This is a genomic window from Acinetobacter calcoaceticus DSM 30006 = CIP 81.8 (assembly GCF_000368965.1).
GTDB lineage: Bacteria > Pseudomonadota > Gammaproteobacteria > Pseudomonadales > Moraxellaceae > Acinetobacter > Acinetobacter calcoaceticus.
On record NZ_KB849780.1, the window covers coordinates 2196117 to 2214475 of the forward strand.

General features: G+C 39.3%; 23 protein-coding genes, 4 tRNA genes and 1 riboswitch. Of the genes, 15 read left to right on the plus strand and 12 right to left on the minus strand.

Going from position 1 to position 18359, the window contains the following annotated elements; all coding sequences use genetic code 11:
* Positions 1-2 precede the first annotated feature (2 nt).
* The 8 genes from F936_RS15220 (at position 3) to panD (ending at position 2932) form a co-directional block, all read left to right on the plus strand.
* Positions 3-77 (plus strand) — tRNA-Gln (locus tag F936_RS15220).
* A gap of 26 nt (positions 78-103) precedes the next feature.
* Positions 104-178 (plus strand) — tRNA-Gln (locus F936_RS15225).
* A gap of 20 nt (positions 179-198) precedes the next feature.
* Positions 199-273 (plus strand) — tRNA-Gln (locus tag F936_RS15230).
* Between the two features lie 91 nt (positions 274-364).
* Positions 365-439, plus strand: a tRNA-Gln gene (locus F936_RS15235).
* A 36-nt stretch (positions 440-475) separates the two neighbouring features.
* The gene (locus F936_RS15240) at positions 476-1426 is read left to right on the plus strand and encodes a ribose-phosphate pyrophosphokinase (RefSeq protein ID WP_003653329.1); all 951 of its coding nucleotides are present in this window, start codon (positions 476-478) and stop codon (positions 1424-1426) included.
* Between the two features lie 95 nt (positions 1427-1521).
* Entirely contained in the window at positions 1522-1818 is a 297-nt protein-coding gene (rplY, locus tag F936_RS15245; protein ID WP_004641581.1) for a 50S ribosomal protein L25, read from the plus strand.
* 20 nt (positions 1819-1838) lie between these two features.
* Positions 1839-2420 carry an aminoacyl-tRNA hydrolase gene (gene pth, locus F936_RS15250; protein WP_003653332.1) on the plus strand — a complete coding sequence of 194 codons (582 nt, stop codon included), beginning with the start codon at positions 1839-1841 and terminating at the stop codon, positions 2418-2420.
* A gap of 131 nt (positions 2421-2551) precedes the next feature.
* On the plus strand, positions 2552-2932 hold the full coding sequence (gene panD / locus F936_RS15255; RefSeq protein WP_002120296.1) for an aspartate 1-decarboxylase: 381 nt from the start codon (positions 2552-2554) through the stop codon (positions 2930-2932).
* Between the two features lie 56 nt (positions 2933-2988).
* On the opposite strand, the gene F936_RS15260 is transcribed toward panD, so the two are convergent.
* Positions 2989-3540 (minus strand): GDYXXLXY domain-containing protein, encoded by a 552-nt coding sequence (locus F936_RS15260; RefSeq protein ID WP_005048652.1) that lies wholly within the window; start codon positions 3538-3540, stop codon positions 2989-2991.
* On the minus strand, positions 3540-5321 hold the full coding sequence (locus tag F936_RS15265; protein WP_005048655.1) for a DUF2157 domain-containing protein: 1782 nt from the start codon (positions 5319-5321) through the stop codon (positions 3540-3542). Before F936_RS15265 ends, F936_RS15260 begins: the two co-directional genes overlap by 1 nt.
* A gap of 176 nt (positions 5322-5497) precedes the next feature.
* A riboswitch (FMN riboswitch) is annotated at positions 5498-5648 on the plus strand.
* Between the two features lie 90 nt (positions 5649-5738).
* Between F936_RS15265 and ribB the strand changes: the two genes are divergently transcribed.
* Positions 5739-6398 carry a 3,4-dihydroxy-2-butanone-4-phosphate synthase gene (ribB, locus tag F936_RS15270; protein ID WP_005048658.1) on the plus strand — a complete coding sequence of 220 codons (660 nt, stop codon included), beginning with the start codon at positions 5739-5741 and terminating at the stop codon, positions 6396-6398.
* A 59-nt stretch (positions 6399-6457) separates the two neighbouring features.
* On the opposite strand, the gene F936_RS15275 is transcribed toward ribB, so the two are convergent.
* Positions 6458-7132: an HAD-IA family hydrolase gene (locus tag F936_RS15275; protein ID WP_005048660.1), complete on the minus strand. Its 675-nt coding sequence runs from the start codon at positions 7130-7132 to the stop codon at positions 6458-6460.
* A gap of 97 nt (positions 7133-7229) precedes the next feature.
* Between F936_RS15275 and F936_RS15280 the strand changes: the two genes are divergently transcribed.
* The gene (locus F936_RS15280; protein ID WP_005048663.1) at positions 7230-7997 is read left to right on the plus strand and encodes a hydroxymethylpyrimidine/phosphomethylpyrimidine kinase; all 768 of its coding nucleotides are present in this window, start codon (positions 7230-7232) and stop codon (positions 7995-7997) included.
* A gap of 43 nt (positions 7998-8040) precedes the next feature.
* Here F936_RS15280 and lysM read toward each other — a convergent pair whose 3' ends face one another.
* From lysM to F936_RS15310, 6 genes are all read right to left on the minus strand, one after another.
* The gene (gene lysM, locus F936_RS15285; RefSeq protein ID WP_004641572.1) at positions 8041-8514 is read right to left on the minus strand and encodes a peptidoglycan-binding protein LysM; all 474 of its coding nucleotides are present in this window, start codon (positions 8512-8514) and stop codon (positions 8041-8043) included.
* A 185-nt stretch (positions 8515-8699) separates the two neighbouring features.
* Positions 8700-8936 carry an acyl carrier protein gene (gene acpP, locus F936_RS15290; RefSeq protein WP_004641570.1) on the minus strand — a complete coding sequence of 79 codons (237 nt, stop codon included), beginning with the start codon at positions 8934-8936 and terminating at the stop codon, positions 8700-8702.
* A gap of 83 nt (positions 8937-9019) precedes the next feature.
* The gene (gene fabG, locus F936_RS15295) at positions 9020-9754 is read right to left on the minus strand and encodes a 3-oxoacyl-ACP reductase FabG (RefSeq protein WP_003653349.1); all 735 of its coding nucleotides are present in this window, start codon (positions 9752-9754) and stop codon (positions 9020-9022) included.
* Entirely contained in the window at positions 9751-10737 is a 987-nt protein-coding gene (gene fabD / locus F936_RS15300; RefSeq protein ID WP_004641568.1) for an ACP S-malonyltransferase, read from the minus strand. Before fabD ends, fabG begins: the two co-directional genes overlap by 4 nt.
* A 151-nt stretch (positions 10738-10888) precedes the next feature.
* Positions 10889-11074: a 50S ribosomal protein L32 gene (gene rpmF / locus F936_RS15305; RefSeq protein WP_000290730.1), complete on the minus strand. Its 186-nt coding sequence runs from the start codon at positions 11072-11074 to the stop codon at positions 10889-10891.
* 74 nt (positions 11075-11148) lie between these two features.
* Positions 11149-11709: a YceD family protein gene (locus F936_RS15310; protein WP_003653352.1), complete on the minus strand. Its 561-nt coding sequence runs from the start codon at positions 11707-11709 to the stop codon at positions 11149-11151.
* 96 nt (positions 11710-11805) lie between these two features.
* On the opposite strand from F936_RS15310, the gene F936_RS15315 reads away from it, so the two are divergent.
* The 5 genes from F936_RS15315 to rluB all read left to right on the plus strand — a co-directional run bounded on the left by F936_RS15315 (position 11806) and on the right by rluB (position 15747).
* Positions 11806-12468, plus strand: coding sequence for an elongation factor P hydroxylase (locus F936_RS15315; protein WP_005048668.1), 663 nt, complete (start codon positions 11806-11808; stop codon positions 12466-12468).
* Between the two features lie 90 nt (positions 12469-12558).
* Positions 12559-13176 (plus strand): L-threonylcarbamoyladenylate synthase, encoded by a 618-nt coding sequence (locus F936_RS15320; RefSeq protein WP_003653356.1) that lies wholly within the window; start codon positions 12559-12561, stop codon positions 13174-13176.
* Positions 13177-13400: 224 nt separating this feature from the next.
* Complete coding sequence (locus tag F936_RS15325) at positions 13401-14192, plus strand: segregation and condensation protein A (RefSeq protein ID WP_016802315.1); 792 nt, start codon at positions 13401-13403, stop codon at positions 14190-14192.
* Positions 14189-14782 (plus strand): SMC-Scp complex subunit ScpB, encoded by a 594-nt coding sequence (scpB, locus tag F936_RS15330; RefSeq protein ID WP_003653359.1) that lies wholly within the window; start codon positions 14189-14191, stop codon positions 14780-14782. The genes F936_RS15325 and scpB overlap by 4 nt, the downstream gene beginning before the upstream one ends.
* Before the next feature lie 41 nt (positions 14783-14823).
* Positions 14824-15747: a 23S rRNA pseudouridine(2605) synthase RluB gene (gene rluB / locus F936_RS15335; protein ID WP_003653361.1), complete on the plus strand. Its 924-nt coding sequence runs from the start codon at positions 14824-14826 to the stop codon at positions 15745-15747.
* A gap of 63 nt (positions 15748-15810) precedes the next feature.
* Here rluB and bioD read toward each other — a convergent pair whose 3' ends face one another.
* The 3 genes from bioD to F936_RS15350 are packed head-to-tail and all read right to left on the minus strand — an operon-like array spanning position 15811 to position 18359.
* The gene (gene bioD, locus F936_RS15340; protein ID WP_005048672.1) at positions 15811-16455 is read right to left on the minus strand and encodes a dethiobiotin synthase; all 645 of its coding nucleotides are present in this window, start codon (positions 16453-16455) and stop codon (positions 15811-15813) included.
* Positions 16456-17205, minus strand: coding sequence for a malonyl-ACP O-methyltransferase BioC (gene bioC / locus F936_RS15345; RefSeq protein WP_005048674.1), 750 nt, complete (start codon positions 17203-17205; stop codon positions 16456-16458).
* Positions 17202-18359 (minus strand): 8-amino-7-oxononanoate synthase, encoded by a 1158-nt coding sequence (locus F936_RS15350; protein ID WP_005048676.1) that lies wholly within the window; start codon positions 18357-18359, stop codon positions 17202-17204. The genes bioC and F936_RS15350 overlap by 4 nt, the downstream gene beginning before the upstream one ends.

Here is an 18359-nt window from a genome sequence, read left to right on the forward strand (position 1 = left end):
TTAGGGGCGTCGCCAAGTGGTAAGGCACCGGGTTTTGATCTCGGCATCCGTTGGTTCGAATCCAGCCGCCCCTGCCAACCTCACCTGTAATGATGATTATATTAGGGGCGTCGCCAAGTGGTAAGGCACCGGGTTTTGATCTCGGCATCCGTTGGTTCGAATCCAGCCGCCCCTGCCATCATATATATCATCGAATTTAGGGGCGTCGCCAAGTGGTAAGGCACCGGGTTTTGATCTCGGCATCCGTTGGTTCGAATCCAGCCGCCCCTGCCATTCTCTTATTTTAAAGACAGACTTAATTGCTATGCTTTTTGTTGATTCATCTTGACATTGCATTGCAAAAATATTAAAGTTCTGCCGCATTAGGGGCGTCGCCAAGTGGTAAGGCACCGGGTTTTGATCTCGGCATCCGTTGGTTCGAATCCAGCCGCCCCTGCCATCTATTTAATTACATACCAACCGCCAAGGGTGCTTCATGCCCAATCTTGTCGTTTTTAGTGGAAATGCTCATCCACAGTTCGCTCAAAAAGTCGTAAGTCACTTACATATCCCTCTAGGTGCTGCATCAGTCGGTCACTTTTCTGATGGAGAAATTTCAGTAGAAATTACTGAAAATGTTCGTGGTAAAGACGTATTTATCGTTCAGCCTACTTGTGCCCCTACCAATGATAACCTTATGGAAATCTTGGTTATGGCAGATGCTTTGCGTCGTGCAAGTGCTGGTCGTATTACAGCCGTTATCCCTTATTTTGGTTATGCTCGCCAAGACCGTCGCCCACGTTCTGCACGTGTGCCGATTACAGCTAAAGTTGTTGCAGACATGCTTACCACTGTTGGTATTGATCGTGTCGTAATGATTGACTTACATGCTGACCAAATTCAGGGTTTCTTCGATATTCCAGTCGACAACATCTATGGTACTCCTGCTTTGCTTGCTGACTTACGTCAACAATCGCATGATAACCTTATGGTGGTTTCTCCTGACGTTGGTGGCGTAGTACGTGCTCGTGCCGTTGCCAAACAGATGGGTGACATCGATTTAGCAATTATTGATAAACGTCGTCAAAAAGCCAATGAATCGCAAGTTATGCATTTAATTGGTGACGTAAAAGATCGTGATTGCGTTATCGTAGATGACATGGTTGATACTGCCGGTACATTGTGTAAAGCAGCTGATGCGCTTAAGCAATTTGGTGCACGCCGTGTGGTTGCATACGCAACTCACCCTGTACTTTCTGGCAAGGCTATTGAAAACTTACGTAATTCAGTTATTGATGAATTAGTTGTCACTGACACTATTCCTCTTTCTGAAGAAGCATTAACCTTGGGCAAAATCCGTCAGGTTTCTGTTGCTAGCATGGTTGCTGAAACGATTCGTCGTATTAATAACGAAGAATCTATCAGTGCGATGTTCGATAGTTTATAATACCGCAGCTTTTATGAACCCTGGCCTTGGCTGGGGTTTTCTATCACTAAACTGGTCGCAAGTTTAGTCTATTTAACTTTAATGAGGATTTACTCATGTCAAACTTCGTATTAAACGCTCAAGCGCGTGCTGAAGACAAACAAGGGAAAGGTGCGAGCCGCCGCCTTCGTCACGAAGCATTAATTCCAGCTATCATTTATGGTGGCAATGCTGAGCCTGTAGCTATTACTTTAGAACTTCGTCAGCTTGTAAAAGCTTTAGAAAACAATGCTTTCTTTGAAGAAGTTATAGAAATCCAAGTTGGCGACAAAGTTGAAAACGTTAAAATCCAAGCGTTACAACGTCACCCAGCTAAAAACACTCCTATGCACGCTGACTTCAAACGCGCATAAGTGTTGAAAGGCGTAGATTAGTGTCAAATATTTCGCTAATTGTTGGTTTGGGCAATCCTGGTTCAGAATATGCCCAAACCCGCCATAATGCAGGCTTTTGGTTCATTGAACAGCTTGCTAATAAATATGGCATTACATTAAAAAATGATCCGAAATTTCACGGAATCAGCGGACGTGGTAATATAGAAGGACACGATGTCCGTCTACTTCTACCCACTACATTTATGAACCGTTCTGGACAAAGTGTAGTTCCATTTGCAAAATTTTATCAAATTGCTCCTGAAGCAATTTTGATTGCTCATGATGAACTTGATATGAACCCTGGTGTAATTCGTCTAAAAACAGGCGGAGGACATGGTGGTCATAACGGTTTACGTGACATTGTCCCTCATATTGGTCCAAATTTTCATCGTTTACGTATTGGTATCGGACATCCTGGCTCAAAAGAGCGAGTTTCAGGTCATGTACTTGGGAAAGCACCAAGTAGTGAACAAAGTCTGATGGATGCAGCAATTGATCATGCCCTTTCTAAAGTGAAATTACTTGTTCAAGGACAAGTTCCACAGGCCATGAATCAAATTAATGCGTATAAACCAACTTAAATTGTTGAACAATCAAGCTTGCTATCTTGCTTTTTTAGGAGCAAAATGCGCATCAGCCACTTTGCCAACAGCAAAAGCTAAAGATTTCACCATAAGATCTTACTCTTAGGTCTACTCAGGAGACGCTAGCCATGCTATCTCGTTTATTAAAATGCAAAATTCACCGCGCAGTTGTAACCCATGCTGAACTTCACTATGAAGGTTCTTGTGCAATTGATGGCGTATTGATGGACTTAGCTGGTATTCGTGAATATGAAGAAATTCATGTTTGGAATGTAACCAATGGCAAACGCTTCACGACCTATGCGATTCGTGGTGAAGATAACTCTGGAATTATTTCAGTAAATGGTGGCGCTGCACATCAAGCAGATGTCGGTGATTTAGTGATTATTGCTACATTTGGTGATTTTACTGAAGCTGAAGCAAATATTCATAAACCACGTTTGGTCTATGCTAACCCAAATAATACAGTCAACCACACAGCGAATTGTATTCCTGTTCAAGTTGCCTAATTTATTCTTAGAATAAAAAAAGCCCGCATTGACGGGCTTTTATCATTTTATAAATCCTAAATCGTTCCTTCCCACCAGTTCTTTTGCTGTTTGCAATTTAATGGTTGAAGCCCCTCTCCTCGCAAATCAAACAGAATCGCCTCTCCTTTTGTATTTACCTTAAATTCAGCATACTTTGCTTTCTGATAGCATTGGGCTAGACCTTCGGCAAACAAGAAACTTCGTGAAGCGGGATATAAAGCCTGTAAACGATTTTCAGGATTTTTTAAAATTAAACTTTGCCCAGCAAATGAATTGTTAATATCTAAAATTGTACGAACTACGCGATTTTGTGAATCCAAAATAACTTTTGCTGGAACAGAAGAATGATTAAAAATTACCTGATCTAGAGCCTCACTCTCACTTCCTGCAAGAGCTTTAAGAGATTGTAAATTTAACTCATAAGCCAGTGCCATATAGTCACCTTGTAAAATTGAACGCGGATCAACTGGCTTAAGTTCAATAAAAATACTTTTACTATGATCCAGATGCCATTCATTTTTCACTATCAATCCCACAAAAAATAATGTGGTAGCTATAGCCAGAATAAGAGAAAAATATTTCTTCATTATTTTTCTCCTTCAATAAGATGGCGTTGATTTTCTTGGTGGAGCAACCAATATAAAGCCCATAGAACAAGACCAGAAATCAAAATCGATGCACTCTTTGCCAAGAAAGTTATTTGTAAGTTGTAATAAAGCTGCCAAAGTACTAAAACAAATACTGCTAGAGTGACACCATAAACAATATAATCTTTCTTTTTTATCGCCCATGTTAGAATGATAAATAAAATGAAAACTTCAAAATAGCCAAGTGCAATGAGCAATACACCAAAAAGTAAGAATGCGAAAAACACTACTCCATGCAACTGTTTATACAAATAAAAAATACTAAAGCAAAGCAACCAAAGACTAGGTAATAAATAGAAAATCCATATCTGCAGATCTTCCGAACTATCTAGAACTAGTCCCATAAAAGTATCAAAGAAAGAAGCTACCACAACTACCGCAAGCACACACAAATAGATACTACGCTCATATTGAACTATCGATTTAGCCTTCGGCAAGAACACCAAACTAAAAACAAAATAGCTGAGCAGGGTTAAATTTAAATAAGTCTGAGTGGAGTTTACTGACCACAATGAATGATCCATTTGTAGTAAGTAAATAAATGCTATGCCATAAGTAGCGAGCATTTGAATTAAAATAAAGAACCAATGGGGTTTAAGAAAATAACTTATACAGAGAATAAAAATCTGTGCAATTAGCACCCATAACATCTGATCTGTTTCAGACTCTAGATGAAACAAAAAAGCGGTCTGACCACTTATGAATAAACAATAGGCAAATTGCCGAATGAAGTAGTGTTGAGATTTTTTCAATAAAATAGAAGCTATACAAACAAAAATAACTCCTATAATTAAAGAAACAGCTTCCCAAAATACTAATGTAAAAGCCGCGAGTGCTAGACCAGCAAGCCAAGCTCCAACAGCTAAAGGAATTATATAAAAGCGGCTTTGACGAAAAATTTTTATTAAAAAATAACTAATCAGCGCAAACCAGATAAAAATAATGCCTGCAATGAATAAAAAAATGAACTCATTTGAATCTTTAAATAAGTCATTGATCCTATCTACAAGCCATATTGTTGCAGTCACACCAAGAACAGCGGCCATTAAGCTGGCACATAATTGATCATCTTTTTTGAAGAAATAATAAAAACCGATTATTCCTGAAAAGAAAGCCGAGATCAGATAAGGAATATTTTCACCAGATAAATATTGGATCATTCCAATGATTGAAATGACTGCAAACCAAGCGATAAAGACGAAACGTAAAGCACGATACTTCTTTATACATACCCAAAACTCTATAAGGCTTAATAAATTTAAAGCAAACAGATATAAATAAGGAAACTTTTCTAACCAAAAAGTCTGCTTAAAAAATAAAAAAAGTGTAAGTTGGCTAGTAATACAAATTAAAGCAAAGATTCCAATATTTGGTCGATATAGCCAAGGTAATAACAGCAATGTCCAAATCAGGAAAAGTAAATAACTGTCTGCTCCAGTTTGATAGACCTGCCCGATTACAGCCAAACTTAAGCCTACCATCAAGCCGCAAATACCATGTAAAGTCTGCCCAACTCCTTCACTTAAAGTGTCTTTTATACTGATCCATGCTGTCACAAGTAATATAAGTGGCGGGATGGTTAGCTGGATGCTGTCTGGAAGCATTAGCCAATTAGCAGCAATTAAATAAAGAATACTGACCGCCATAAATACATAACTAAAAATATGGAGATGCTGAATAAATAAAGTATTCCTAAGGGGATAATCATCTCTTATCTGCATGAAACACCTATTTTATTTATAATTTTCTATAAAAAACATAGCATTCCATTTTCATATCAACAAGTAAGCTCTTGTTAAAAAGCTTATTTCCATTTGTGAAAATACTTATTCATAAAGAAACTTAGCATTCTACAAAAGCATCTAGTCAATTTTATCCAGCGCGCTATAATAAAACCCATCGCTTCAGGGCGGGGTGTAATTCCCCACCGGTGGTAAAGTTAATTTTTATTGATAGATTAACAAGCCCACGAGCTTAAATTTTATGATTTGAGCAGATTTGGTGCAACTCCAAAGCCGACGGTATAGTCCGGATGAAAGAAGACGACGAACTGGGATAAATCCGTTTTATTTCAGTGCCAGCCTGTTTTTACATCAGTCCTGAAATGTTCAACCGTATTTTTACGAGAGCGTTTCATTATGTCTAGCTTAATTCAACCAGAACTTTTTTTCTCAGCCCTCTCTCCTGCTGAACAACGCATTCAACAAGCATTAGAAGATATCCGTCAAGGCAAACCTGTCTTGGTTATGGATGACTTCGATCGTGAAAATGAAGCAGATTTAATTGTCGCAGCCGAAACTCTAACTGTTGAAACAATGGCACGTATGATTCGTGATGGCTCAGGTATTGTATGTTTGTGCCTTACAGAAGAGTTAGCAGATCATTTAGAACTTCCACCCATGGTTTCTCAAAACTCAAGCCAGTTTCATACGGCTTTCACAGTGACTATTGAAGCAGCCCAAGGTGTTACAACAGGTGTTTCGGCTAAAGACCGTGTTACTACCATTAAAACTGCAATCAAAGATGGTGCTGTTCCAAGTGATCTTAACCGTCCAGGCCATGTTTTTCCTTTACGTGCACGTACTGGAGGAGTACTTACTCGCCGAGGTCATACTGAAGGAACAATTGATCTAGCAAGACTAGCTGGGCTTAAACCTGCTGGTGTGTTATGCGAATTAACCAACCCAGATGGCACGATGGCATCAGGTATTCAAGTTTTGGCATATGCTCAAACTCATCATTTAACCGTGATTACGATTGAAGAACTTGTTCAATACCGCCAACAACACAGTATTTAAATAAAAAAAGGTTTGGCTTTAGATAAAAGCCAAACCTTCACATTAAAATTTACTAATATTTAAGATACTTTCTTTTGTGTTGCCTGATCTTCGATGTATTCCAAAAGTTCAGAAAATTGCGTAATCATTGCTTTAGGTTGTGCTTGCTTAAGTTCCTCTGGTGTTCCGTAACCATAAGTCACAGTGACCGCCTCAATACCATTGTGGCGAGCACCTAAAACATCATATTGACGGTCACCTACCATTAAGCATTCTTCTGAGTTTAATTGCTCACGTTCAAGAATATAATGAATAAGTTCAGCTTTATTGGTACGTTCCCCAGTTAACTCACTACCATAAATATTTACAAAATATTGGCTTAAGTCAAAATGATCTAAGATACGTTTTGCATAAATAGTTGGTTTAGCGGTTGCGACGAATAAACGATACCCATCTTCTTTCAATGCATTAAGTGTTTGCGCAACTGATGGATATACTTCATTTTCAAATAAACCTGTAACTGAAAAACGCTCACGATAAGCAAGTAAAGCTTGTTCAGCCAAAGCATCATCTTGAGTGGCTAATAGTTTTGCTAATGAGGCTTTTAAAGGAGGCCCAATTGTCCAGTCAATATTTAAATCGGCAGCCAATGGAAAGCCCAACTTATCCATTGCATAACGAATTGAAGTATGAATACCAACTTTTGGGTCTGTTAGTGTTCCATCCAAATCAATCAAAATATGTTTTATAGCCATTCAATCATTAACCCAGTAAAGTATTTAATTCAATTGGTCGAGAGTTTAATCAAACTCTCTTATACTAACGTAAATTTAAATTGAAAAGGAAATAACCGTGCGTCCAACCGTACTTTGTTTCTCGGGTTTAGACCCTTCAGGTGGTGCAGGTTTACAAGCTGATATTGAAGCGATTGGACAAAGTGGTGCTCATGCAGCAATTGCATGTACAGCCCTCACCATACAAAACTCACAACAAGTATTTGGCTTCGAAGCAACCTCAAAAGAACTATTATTAGCTCAAGCAAATGCAGTTGTAGGTGATTTGCCGATTAAATGCGTTAAGTCAGGCATGCTTGGCACCACAGATAACATTGCTGCTTTAGCGGAGTTTCTTCGTGCCCATCCAGAATATCAATATGTACTCGATCCTGTTTTGGTGGCAAACAGCGGGGGTTCTTTAGGTGATCAAGCAACTCTTGTCAAAGCTTTCGTTGAGCTTATTCCCCTAGCCACTATTATTACTCCAAATACAGTCGAATTACGTGCTCTCACGGGTGTCGATGACTTAGAACAAGCAACGCAAAAGCTATTTGAAATGGGCGCAAAAGCTGTTTTAGTCAAAGGTGGACACGAAGATACACCAGATCACATTAAAAATAGTTTATATATTAATGGTGAACTTGCGGCGAGTAGTAGTTGCCCCCGCTTAGACGGTGAGTATCACGGTTCAGGTTGTTCTTTAGCTAGTTTTATTGCTGGTCGTTTGGCTTTAGGTGATTCTTTAAAAATTGCGGTACAGCATGCCGAAACATGGTTATTTGGTGTTTTAAAGAACGCCGAGACTCCTGTAGCAAATGGGCAAAAAATACCAAAAAGATTCTAGAAAAAGAAAAAGGCGCTAAAAGCGCCTTTTTTATTACCCTCAATTATTGAGGAATACGTAAAACCTGTCCTGGGAAGATTTCATCTGGATCTTTAAGCATTGGTTTGTTTGCTTCAAAGATTTTTTGGTATTGATTCGCATCACCATAAAATTCTTTCGCAATTTTTGAAAGGTTATCACCAGACTTTACTGTGTAGAATTTACTTTCTGGTTCAGGAGTTGCAACGGTCATTTGATCATCTACTTGTGCAACATGATCAATATTCCCAACAATAAGAATAATTTTCTCTTTATCTGCTTGGCTTTTTACCTGTCCTTTAATGATTGCGGTATCAGTTGCACCATTATACGTTACAGATAAACCCTCTACCCCTAGGCCTAAGCTTTTAATTAATCCTAATAATTTATTTGCGATTTCTTGTGCAGAAGGCTCTGCTGGTGTTGCCGGAGCTGGTTGTGGTTCTGCTGGTGCGGTATTTTTCTTACCAATACCTTTTACAAAATCAAAAAGACCCATCTTTTAGTCCTCATATTATTGTTTATAGTAAAGTCATTAAACTGACCTTTATTGTTATACTTCAAAAAAGACAAGCCTCTGCTATCAATTGAGGTTGATCTTGTAAAAATATGTATCTCTTTTATTTTACTCAAATAAAAAAAGCCACCTTACGGTGGCCTTCTTTTTATTCAGCAATATGCGAATTAACCAAGTTTTTTAGTTACATAGTCAATTGCAGATTGAACTGTAGTGATTTCGTTTGAATCTTCATCAGGGATAGTGATGTCGAAGTCGTTTTCGAAAGACATTACAAGTTCAACTAAATCTAAAGAGTCAGCACCTAAGTCATCCATAAAAGATGCTTCGTTTTTAATCTCTTCAGCTTTAAGACCAAGTTGTTCTGCAACTGCTTGCTTAACGCGTAGTTCGATATCGCTCACAGGAATTCTCCTCATTGCTCGTGGCGTTTGATTTGCCACTAGTTTAATTGAATATAAAAATTTTTAAAAGTTATACATCAGCCCTAGGCCATGTATAAACCACCATTTACATGTAATACCGTACCGGTAATGTAACCTGCTTTATCACTTGCAAGGAAACTCACCGCATTTGCGATATCTTGTGGCTCGCCTAAGCGATTTAAAGCCACTTGATCACTCATTTTTTTGCGAATTTCTTCACTAAGTGCATCTGTCATTTCTGTTGCAATGAAGCCTGGTGCCACACTGTTCACAGTGATTTGGCGGCTACCCATCTCTTTTGCAAGACTACGGCTAAACGCTTCAATACCTGCTTTTGCAGCAGAGTAGTTCGCCTGACCTGGGTTTGCAAAATGTGCAACAACAGAACTAATATTAATAATGCGGCCAAAGCGCGCTTTTGTCATACCTTTAAGCACACGTTTAGATAAACGATATACGGCTTTAAGGTGAATGTTGAGAATGTCATCCCAATCATCTTCTGACATACGTAGCAATAAATTGTCTTTCGTGATACCCGCATTATTAACCAAAATAAGCACAGGGCCATAGTTCTGTTCAATATGAGAAACGACTGCTTCAATCTCATCGAGATTACGCACATCGAGAGCTAAACCTGCACCTTGCTCACCAAAGCTTTCACTTAACTTTTGTGCACCAGATTCAGATGTCGCAGTACCTACAACAAAATAACCGTCTTGAATAAGTTGCTGGGCAATTGCAGCGCCAATGCCCCGACTCGCGCCCGTTACTAATGCAACTTTGCGTTCTTGTGTCATGCAATTTTTCCTTCTGCCACTAAAACAGCATTTAGGGCATCTTCCATTTTACTCTTGCTATCAATAGCAAAAGCTTTTTCTATATTTGGTAAACGCTTCGCGAGATTACTCAATACTGTACCAGGCCCACACTCAACAACGTAGTGAATACCTTGGTCTTGTAAAAACTGCATCGTGTCTGTCCATTGTACAGATTGGTACAATTGAGCAGTTAACGACTGACGCAATTGAGCAACATCGGTAGCTATTCCCGCGTTGACATTTTGTATTACAGGAATGGTAGGCAGCTCAATGGCAGTTTGTTCCAAAGCTTCTGCAAATTTTTCAGCAGCAGGTTTCATCAATGAACAATGCGAAGGAACCGACACAGGTAAAGCAATTGCTTTAGCAGACTGCTCTTTTGCCAAAGCCATCACTTGTTGTACAGATGCTGTACTTCCAGCAATCACGACTTGGCCTTGTGAATTATAGTTTGCAGCTTCTACTGAACCTTGACCTTCTGCATTCACAATTTGGCAAAGTTCAACCACTTTTTCATCAGCCAAACCAAGGATTGCAGCCATAGCCCCTTCCCCTTGAGGAACAGCACTTTGCATGAGTTTGCCACGCAAATTCACTAGTTTCACTGCATCTGCCAAGCTCATAGATTCTGCAGCAACCAAAGCACTGTATTCACCTAGAGAATGTCCTGCAAGATACTTTGGTGCCAGACCGCCTAAATCAAGCCATACACGCCATAGAGCGATACTGGCAGTTAATAACACAGGTTGGGTATTTTCTGTTTGGTTGAGGCCTTCACCACTTTGCGCAATATGCCACAGATCGAATCCAAGTGCATCCGAAGCTTCAGCAAAGGTTTGCCCAACCCCACTAAACTGTTCTGCTAGTTCAGCAAGCATACCGACTTTTTGTGAACCTTGACCCGGAAACACAAACGCAGTTTTTGTGGCTAAAGCTACTTGTTCAAGACGTTTAGCAGACATAAGAAATCCTTTTTTGGGTTTTCACTCATTTCTGGAGCGGAAATTTAACATGTTATTTATATTTTTATAATTGCGAAAAACAACAAAAAAAGGGAGCTTTCGCTCCCATTTTTTCTATACTTAAGCATCACGCTTAATGCATATCATACAATTATTCAGCATCAGCTGCTTTAGCGAATAATTGACGACCACGGTAGAAACCGTCTTTAGTCACGTGGTGACGACGATGAGTCTCACCAGTTGCTTGGTCTACTGTTAATGCATTCTCGGTTAAAGCGTCATGTGAACGGCGCATGTCACGGCGAGAGCGACTTTTACGGTTTTGCTGAACGGCCATGATGGCTCCTTACAAAGATCGAAAAAATGGATCAGAACAAATTCAGTTGTCTTATCTCACAATTATATCACAAATTATGAGTTAAGTTTACCCTTCAAACCTGCCAAAACATCAAACGGATTATCCCGTTTTTCTTCAACAACATTTTGAATGGTAGGTTGATGTTTATTTTCACAAGCATCATGCTTGGGAGATAAAGGCACCAACAATAACAGTTCATCTTCTAGTAGTGCGAGCAAGTTAATCGAGGCTGGCGTATCATAATCACCTTTCGTCGTAAACTCACTTTCACCTAAAACGATGAAATCAGCATCCTCATCCAAGCGCTCTATCAGTGACTCATCATCCATTAATGCAATATGAAAGTCTAAGACAAGAGGCATTTCAACAGGTTCCAAACAACGTTGGCACTCCATTGGAACTTTCGTGTCCATATGACCATCCATCCACACAATGCGATGATATGCATCCATTGATAGCTTACAGTCTATGTTGATCAATTGGTTATCAATTGATCCAACAGCTTCACGAGCGATACGAGCAAAGCGAGACAAGGGCAGTTTACCTGACCATGTAAAGCCTTGTTCAGCCCATTTAAACGGCTCAATCTGTGCCGGAAAGGTATTTGCTGACATAATTAAGGCGGCAATTCTACAAATTCATCGGTACTCTGTCAAAGATTAAGATACAATTTTGCACTTCTTTAGACAGAACTCGGGGTAAATTAAGCAATGCACCTGTTGCAGCCGCAACCTGAAGTTAACTCTTCATTACTCGTTTGCACCCATTCAACTCATCAGAACACTCTTGTACCTGACACGGTGCAACTCTCACCATGGTCAAGCTCAAAATCAGAGTCTGAGCAAGTCGATTGGCTTATTTTACACTTTAATCACTGGTTTTCCCACCATAATGTGACATTAGTTCGTGGAGATTTTGAACCAGAATATTTCCCGGTAACAAATCAGGGTCCGGCTAAAATTCAATTCGCCCATGGTTTTTTTAACAGTGCCCTTCACGAAATCAGTCATTGGTCGATCGCTGGTGAAAAACGCCGCCTATTACCTGATTTAGGATATTGGTACGCCCCTGATGGTCGAACTAAAGAGCAACAAAGTTTATTTGAACAAGTAGAAATTAAGCCGCAAGCAATTGAATGGTTGTTCTCTCAGTCGTTTGGTAGAAAGTTTAGAGTTTCGCTGGATAACCTGACAGGTGTTAGTGGTGATGGAAAAATATTTAAAGATAATGTTTATGCTCAAGTACAACGTTACTTTTCAGGTGAAGCTAAGTTGCCACATGATGCAGCAGCATTTATTGGTTTTATTTGCCAATGTACACGTTCGGATACGCCATTACAATTAAATGAATTCAAACGTGAACTCCTTGATTAATTGACAAAAAAACTACGTTCACTACTTGTCTAGTTCATTTAAAAAGCCTAATAATTATTTTTAACACTGGCGTGATGGAGTCTCCAAAATATGATGCATTTACATGTACATCCTGAAAATCCACAGCAACGCCTCATTAGCCAAGCGGTTGAACGCATTCGTGCCGGAGATGTTGTGGTTTACCCTACCGATGCTGCCTATGCAATTGGCTGTCAGATCGGTAATAAAAATGCTATGGAACGTATTGCGCAGATTCGCGGTTTAGGGCCGAAGCATCAATATGCAATTATGTGCTGCGACTTATCTGACATTGCAACTTATGCAAAAGTTGATAATGCAACTTATCGTTTATTGAAAGCAAATACCCCAGCCATTACGACTTTCATTTTACCTGCAACCAGTGAAGTTCCTCGTAGGTTGATGCACCCTAAAAAGAAAACTATTGGCTTACGTATCCCAAGTAACCCAATTTGTCAGGCTCTATTAAAAGAACTTGGTGAACCGCTACTCACCAGTACATTAATTTTACCAGGACAAGAAGATCCTCTAGACGATCCATACGATATTGAAAATCAGTTAGATAAACGAATTGATGTATTTATTGATGGCGGTTTCGGCACTTTAACAAGCACAAGTATTGTTGATTTATCGGGTGAACATCCTGAAATTATTCGCCGTGGTATTGGCGATGTAAGTGCTTTTGAATAAGCACTTACAATTTTTACCAATAGTTTTAAAAAAAGTATTATCACTCAAAAAAATACTCTTTATTTATTTTGGATTTTTTTTACACTTTAGTCGTTAAGTAATTTATTAAAAGGCACAATTCATTTAGAATGATTTCCACTATCTGCTGTTCTTCTATTTACAGCTCTCTTTGACTTGAATAACAAGTCTCATGCTTTTGAAAATTCGCGTGGCTTATAATCGTAATGAATCAATCACTTCATCAATCCATGGAAGACGCTCCACACATCCGTGTTTTAGATGAGTGGCATGACAAAATTCCTGAAGATCTCTATATACCTCCTGCTGCATTTGAGATTTTGCTCGAACAGTTTGAAGGTCCACTAGATTTTTTAATTTATCTCATTCAAAAAAACGGTTTTGATTTAATTCAAGTCGATATTGCACCTATAGCAACTCAATATTTAACCTATATGGATAGTATGAAGTCGTTAAATATTGAGCTGACTGCTGATTATATGGTGATGGCAGCTTTATTGGCTGACCTGAAATCTCGTCTACTTTTGCCAAAACCTACGGTTATAAGTATTGAAAAAGATCCTAAACAGGAACTTATTGATCGACTTGAAACCTATCTACGCATTAAGCAAGCGGCTGAGCGTTTAGGTCAAATGCCAATTCTTGAGCGTGATACATTCAGTGCAAATGTAAGCTTAGGTCATATCGCTCCTGTTTATGAAGGCTATGATATTTCAGCATTACATGATGCGTTGTTCTGTGTGTTTAATCGCCCAGAACCCGTTATTCATGTCGTGGCTCAAGAGCCTGTATTACTCGAAGAACGCATTGCATATATTGAAGAGAAATTAGAGTCTGGTGACGTGTTAAGTTTTAAAGAATTACTCAATCCTTTGCAAGGTCGCATGGGAATGGTTGTGACTTTTATGGCTGTTTTAGAGTTAACCCGACAACAGCGAGTTAAAATTATTGCCTCTGGTATTGAAGCTCCTTTAGCAATTCAAGGATCTTCAATATGAGCTTTGAACAAAATAATAGTGATTTGTCATTAGCTGACATTCACCACGAAGTCTTATTACAACTTGAAGCAATTATTTTTGCCAGTGAAGCGCCCGTTTCAATTGCCCGTTTAAAAGAAGCATTTAATAATCAGTATAATAAACAACAGCTTCGTCAACTTTTACAACAGCTCGCGCTATTACAACATGGCCGATCTATTGAGTTGATTGAAACAGCGCAAGGGTTTCGCTTTCAGGTAAGATCTAAATATCGTAGTATTATTGCGCAAATATGGCCAGAGCGACCAACAAAACTGTCGCCTTCATTACTAGAAACACTGGCTGTCATTGCTTATCATCAACCGGTTACCCGTGCTGATATTGAACAAATTCGTGGTGTGTCTAATAATAGTCAGATTCTTAGAACACTATTTGACTGGAACTGGATTAAAGAAGCCGGTTTTAGAGATTTACCCGGAAGACCTGCGTTGCTAATTACAACGCCTCAGTTTCTGAATGCTTTTGGTCTAGCTTCGCTAGGCCAATTGCCTCCCCTACAGAACGCCAAGGAAGCCTTTATGGCCCTCGATGCAAATGCAGCGAAATCATAAAGAGGTGGACTGTTGATCATTATGTCTAAGGTTGTGCTGTCATGAGTGAAAAATTGCAAAAAGTATTAGCGCGGATCGGATTAGGTTCCCGCCGATATATGGAAGAGGTTATTGCCGCAGGACGCGTGAGTGTGAACGGCCGTGTTGCCCAAGTGGGTGAGCGCATTGAACCAGGCGATGAATTACGCATTGATGGCCGTAAAGTTCAGTTTCAAATTGAAGACGAAATTCGTCGTCGTGTATTGATTTACTATAAGCCAGAGGGCGAAATCTGTTCACGTAATGACCCTGAAAAACGCCCAACCGTATTTGATCATTTACCACAAATTGCGAATGACCGCTGGGTAATGGTAGGTCGTCTAGATATCAACAGTACTGGTTTATTGTTGTTCACAAATGATGGTGAGCTTGCTAACCGCTTAATGCACCCATCAAATGAAATTGAACGTGAATATGCTGTTCGAGTTATGGGTGAAGTAACGCCTAAAATACGCCAAAAAATGGTAACTGGCGTAGAGCTTGAAGATGGCCCAGCTAAATTTGAGTCTTTCTCGGAAATTGGTGGTGAAGGTATTAACCGCTGGTACCAAGTAGTGGTGAAAGAAGGTCGTAACCGTGAGGTTCGTCGTATTTTTGAATCACAAGAACTTAAAGTAAGCCGCTTATTGCGTACACGCTACGGTACAGTTATTTTACCACGCGAATTACGTACTGGCCGCTGGATGGAACTCGATAAAACTGACATCGATAATCTAGCAAAATCAGTTGAATTAAAACCACGTCAAGGCACAGGTTTATTTGGTATGGCAAAACGTCGTACTGACCGTATGACCGAAAAGCCAATGGCAGCTCGTCGTGGCGGTTTCTTGCGTCAACAACGTCGCGATGATGAAAAAGAAGCTCCTGTGAATACGGGTAACCAACGCAAATCGACTGGTTTTAACCGTGGTTCTAAGAAATTCTAAAATATTAAATAATGCATAAAAAAACCGCTCTTATAAGAGCGGTTTTTTTATGCATTATTTAAATTAATTCATTTTTGCCAACTCAATCCACTCAGCTTCAGGGAAATGAATTGCTAAATAGTCTTTTAAGTAATTTGACGTATCTTGAGAAATTAATGGATCTTTTGATTCATCTTTTAAGTTATATACCAAAGCTTGCAATTTCAGACCACGAGACTTGAGCGCTTCAAGACTAAGTAAAGTATGGTTAATACTTCCTAAACGACCCGATGTCACTAAAATAACGGGAAACTGGTGCTGAGCAATATAATCGATGGTGAGTAAACTTGTAGTTAATGGCACCATTAATCCACCAGCCCCTTCGAGTAAAACAATATCAAAGCGCTCAGCTAGTGTTTGTGTTGCATTTTCAATTTTTTGAAAGTCAATTTCTCGGTTATCTAGGCGTGTTGCCAGATGAGGCGAAGCAGGATAACTAAAAATTTCCGGCATGGTGAGCTTTTCATGATCTTCTTGAAACCAACCCTGCCCCATAATTTCACGATGCTTTTCAATATCTTCAGAAATATCAGCATTACCCGTCTGAATGAGTTTTTGGGTAATTACTTTTTTACCCTGTTCAGTCCATAATTTTGCTAAAAAGCCTGTCGCGTAGGTCTTACCAATTTCGGTATCAATCCCACTCACAAAATAGATCTGACCACTCATTTACTTAATTCTCCGCGCAATACAATAGATCGGATGATATGTTAAGGAATACCCCTCAGCATGCTTAAACCGATCATAATCTTGATAAAACTGTTGTAAAGTTTGCTTAGTCCAACGATGCTGAGCAGTTGCAGTCACCCCTGTTGCTTTTAAATGCTGCAATACAGCTTTAGGCGAATCGAAATAGAGTTGGGCTTCTGACTCAGACAAATGCAGAACTTCAAAACCAGCCTGAGTTAAGGCATTGTTCCAATTTTCAATAGACCAATAACTTAAACCTTGCCCTGTTAATTCTTTAATCTCGATTAAGTTTCTTGGCCCAAAAGTTGAAAAACATAACCAGCCTTTTTCATTTAAAGCAGCATGACAATGTTGAAGTACGAGAGGTAAATCTTGCATCCATTGTAAAGCCGAACCAGAAACTATCATGTCGAGCTGCTGCGGAAACGCTAAAGTTTCAATATCACCAATCAACCATTTCAGATTTTCTTGATGGTTAAAGTGCTGTTGCACATCTGCATACAAGTCATTCAAAATTAACTCTTCAATCTGAAAAGATGCAGCAATAAGACGAGTTAAATTGCCAGAACCACAACCAATTTCAAAGACACGTGACATCGTTGTAGGGCAAAACTGCTGGAGTAAAACCGTTAAATTTTGGCAAATTTGTTTTTGAACAATTGCATGCTCTGAATAGCTTTGCCCTGCTTTGGCAAAACGCTGGGCAACCAAGTTTTTATTCAGACTCACAGAAAACTCACCAATTCTTCAAGCTCATGTTGCTGTACCATTGACGTTAAAGAAATACGCAAACGCGAACTATTTTTAGGTACGGTCGGTGGACGCACAGGCATGGCATAAAAACCACTTTGCTGAACCTGCTTTGCCTTATCGATAGCAGCCTGACTTTCTCCCACAATGACTGGAATAATATGGCTGGTCGATGGACTTACATAACCCTTTTGCACAACAGCTTGTTGAAGATATTGGCTAATATTTTTTAAATGTTCACGCTGAGATTGAGCAACTAATACTTTTTGAAAAATAAAGTCTGCCCAAGCCATCACAATCGGTGGTTGAGCGGTACTGAAAATAAGCGGACGCATTTTATTAATTAAATAGTCTTTAATAATGGGATGACAAATAATATATCCCCCCACTGCTGCTAGTGCTTTACCTAATGTCCCCACTAAAAAATCGATATCTTGAATGACATTGTATTGTTCAGCACAACCTAAACCTTGTTCGCCACGCACACCAATTGAATGCGCTTCATCAACATACAGCATAGTTTTGGCAAAGCGTTTTTTTAGCTGCACTAAAGCGGCTAAATCAGTTTCATCACCATCCATACTAAAAATACTTTCAGTCACCACAATGATTCGCTCAATCTTGTCATCATCATGATATTTTTGCAAAAGTTGCTCTAGGTGCTGCAAATCATTATGGCGATAACGTACATATTGCGCACCCGATAAACGTATACCGTCGATCATGCTCGCATGAACCAGCTTATCAGCCAAAATTAAAGTTTTCCCATCAGCAACAGCTGGCAAAATACCAATATTCATATGGTAGCCACTATTAAATAATAGTGCTGCCCGACCACCAAATGCTTGGCTTAGGCTATTTTCTAATTGTTCATATTCTTCAAAATTACCCGTTAATAAACGTGATGACGAAGAACTAAAATAGCTACGTTCGACTGGAAAATTTTCTAAAAACTCTTCACGAAGTTTTACATCCGCAGCTAGGCCAAGATAATCGTTTGAAGCCAAGTTCAGCATCGTTTTATTTTGAATCGTAATAAAACGCTCATGCTGTACATTTTGAGTGAACTGTCTGAAATTGCCGTGTTGTTTTAGTTCATCTAATTGGATAGCAAAATGATCAAGCAACGACAT

Excerpts from the sequence above, each read along its gene's own strand:
- F936_RS15275 (WP_005048660.1), bottom strand. The coding sequence starts at position 7,132 with ATGGCTATAAAACATATTTTGATTGATTTGGATGGAACACTAACAGAC.
- scpB (WP_003653359.1), top strand. The coding sequence starts at position 14,189 with ATGAGCTTTGAACAAAATAATAGTGATTTGTCATTAGCTGACATTCAC.
- bioD (WP_005048672.1), bottom strand. The coding sequence starts at position 16,455 with ATGAGTGGTCAGATCTATTTTGTGAGTGGGATTGATACCGAAATTGGT.
- fabD (WP_004641568.1), bottom strand. The coding sequence starts at position 10,737 with ATGTCTGCTAAACGTCTTGAACAAGTAGCTTTAGCCACAAAAACTGCG.
- lysM (WP_004641572.1), bottom strand. The coding sequence starts at position 8,514 with ATGGGTCTTTTTGATTTTGTAAAAGGTATTGGTAAGAAAAATACCGCA.
- panD (WP_002120296.1), top strand. The coding sequence starts at position 2,552 with ATGCTATCTCGTTTATTAAAATGCAAAATTCACCGCGCAGTTGTAACC.
- F936_RS15315 (WP_005048668.1), top strand. The coding sequence starts at position 11,806 with ATGCACCTGTTGCAGCCGCAACCTGAAGTTAACTCTTCATTACTCGTT.
- rplY (WP_004641581.1), top strand. The coding sequence starts at position 1,522 with ATGTCAAACTTCGTATTAAACGCTCAAGCGCGTGCTGAAGACAAACAA.
- F936_RS15260 (WP_005048652.1), bottom strand. The coding sequence starts at position 3,540 with ATGAAGAAATATTTTTCTCTTATTCTGGCTATAGCTACCACATTATTT.
- rluB (WP_003653361.1), top strand. The coding sequence starts at position 14,824 with ATGAGTGAAAAATTGCAAAAAGTATTAGCGCGGATCGGATTAGGTTCC.
- ribB (WP_005048658.1), top strand. The coding sequence starts at position 5,739 with ATGTCTAGCTTAATTCAACCAGAACTTTTTTTCTCAGCCCTCTCTCCT.
- fabG (WP_003653349.1), bottom strand. The coding sequence starts at position 9,754 with ATGACACAAGAACGCAAAGTTGCATTAGTAACGGGCGCGAGTCGGGGC.
- F936_RS15310 (WP_003653352.1), bottom strand. The coding sequence starts at position 11,709 with ATGTCAGCAAATACCTTTCCGGCACAGATTGAGCCGTTTAAATGGGCT.
- F936_RS15350 (WP_005048676.1), bottom strand. The coding sequence starts at position 18,359 with ATGTCGTTGCTTGATCATTTTGCTATCCAATTAGATGAACTAAAACAA.
- F936_RS15240 (WP_003653329.1), top strand. The coding sequence starts at position 476 with ATGCCCAATCTTGTCGTTTTTAGTGGAAATGCTCATCCACAGTTCGCT.
- F936_RS15320 (WP_003653356.1), top strand. The coding sequence starts at position 12,559 with ATGATGCATTTACATGTACATCCTGAAAATCCACAGCAACGCCTCATT.
- F936_RS15325 (WP_016802315.1), top strand. The coding sequence starts at position 13,401 with ATGAATCAATCACTTCATCAATCCATGGAAGACGCTCCACACATCCGT.
- F936_RS15265 (WP_005048655.1), bottom strand. The coding sequence starts at position 5,321 with ATGCAGATAAGAGATGATTATCCCCTTAGGAATACTTTATTTATTCAG.
- rpmF (WP_000290730.1), bottom strand. The coding sequence starts at position 11,074 with ATGGCCGTTCAGCAAAACCGTAAAAGTCGCTCTCGCCGTGACATGCGC.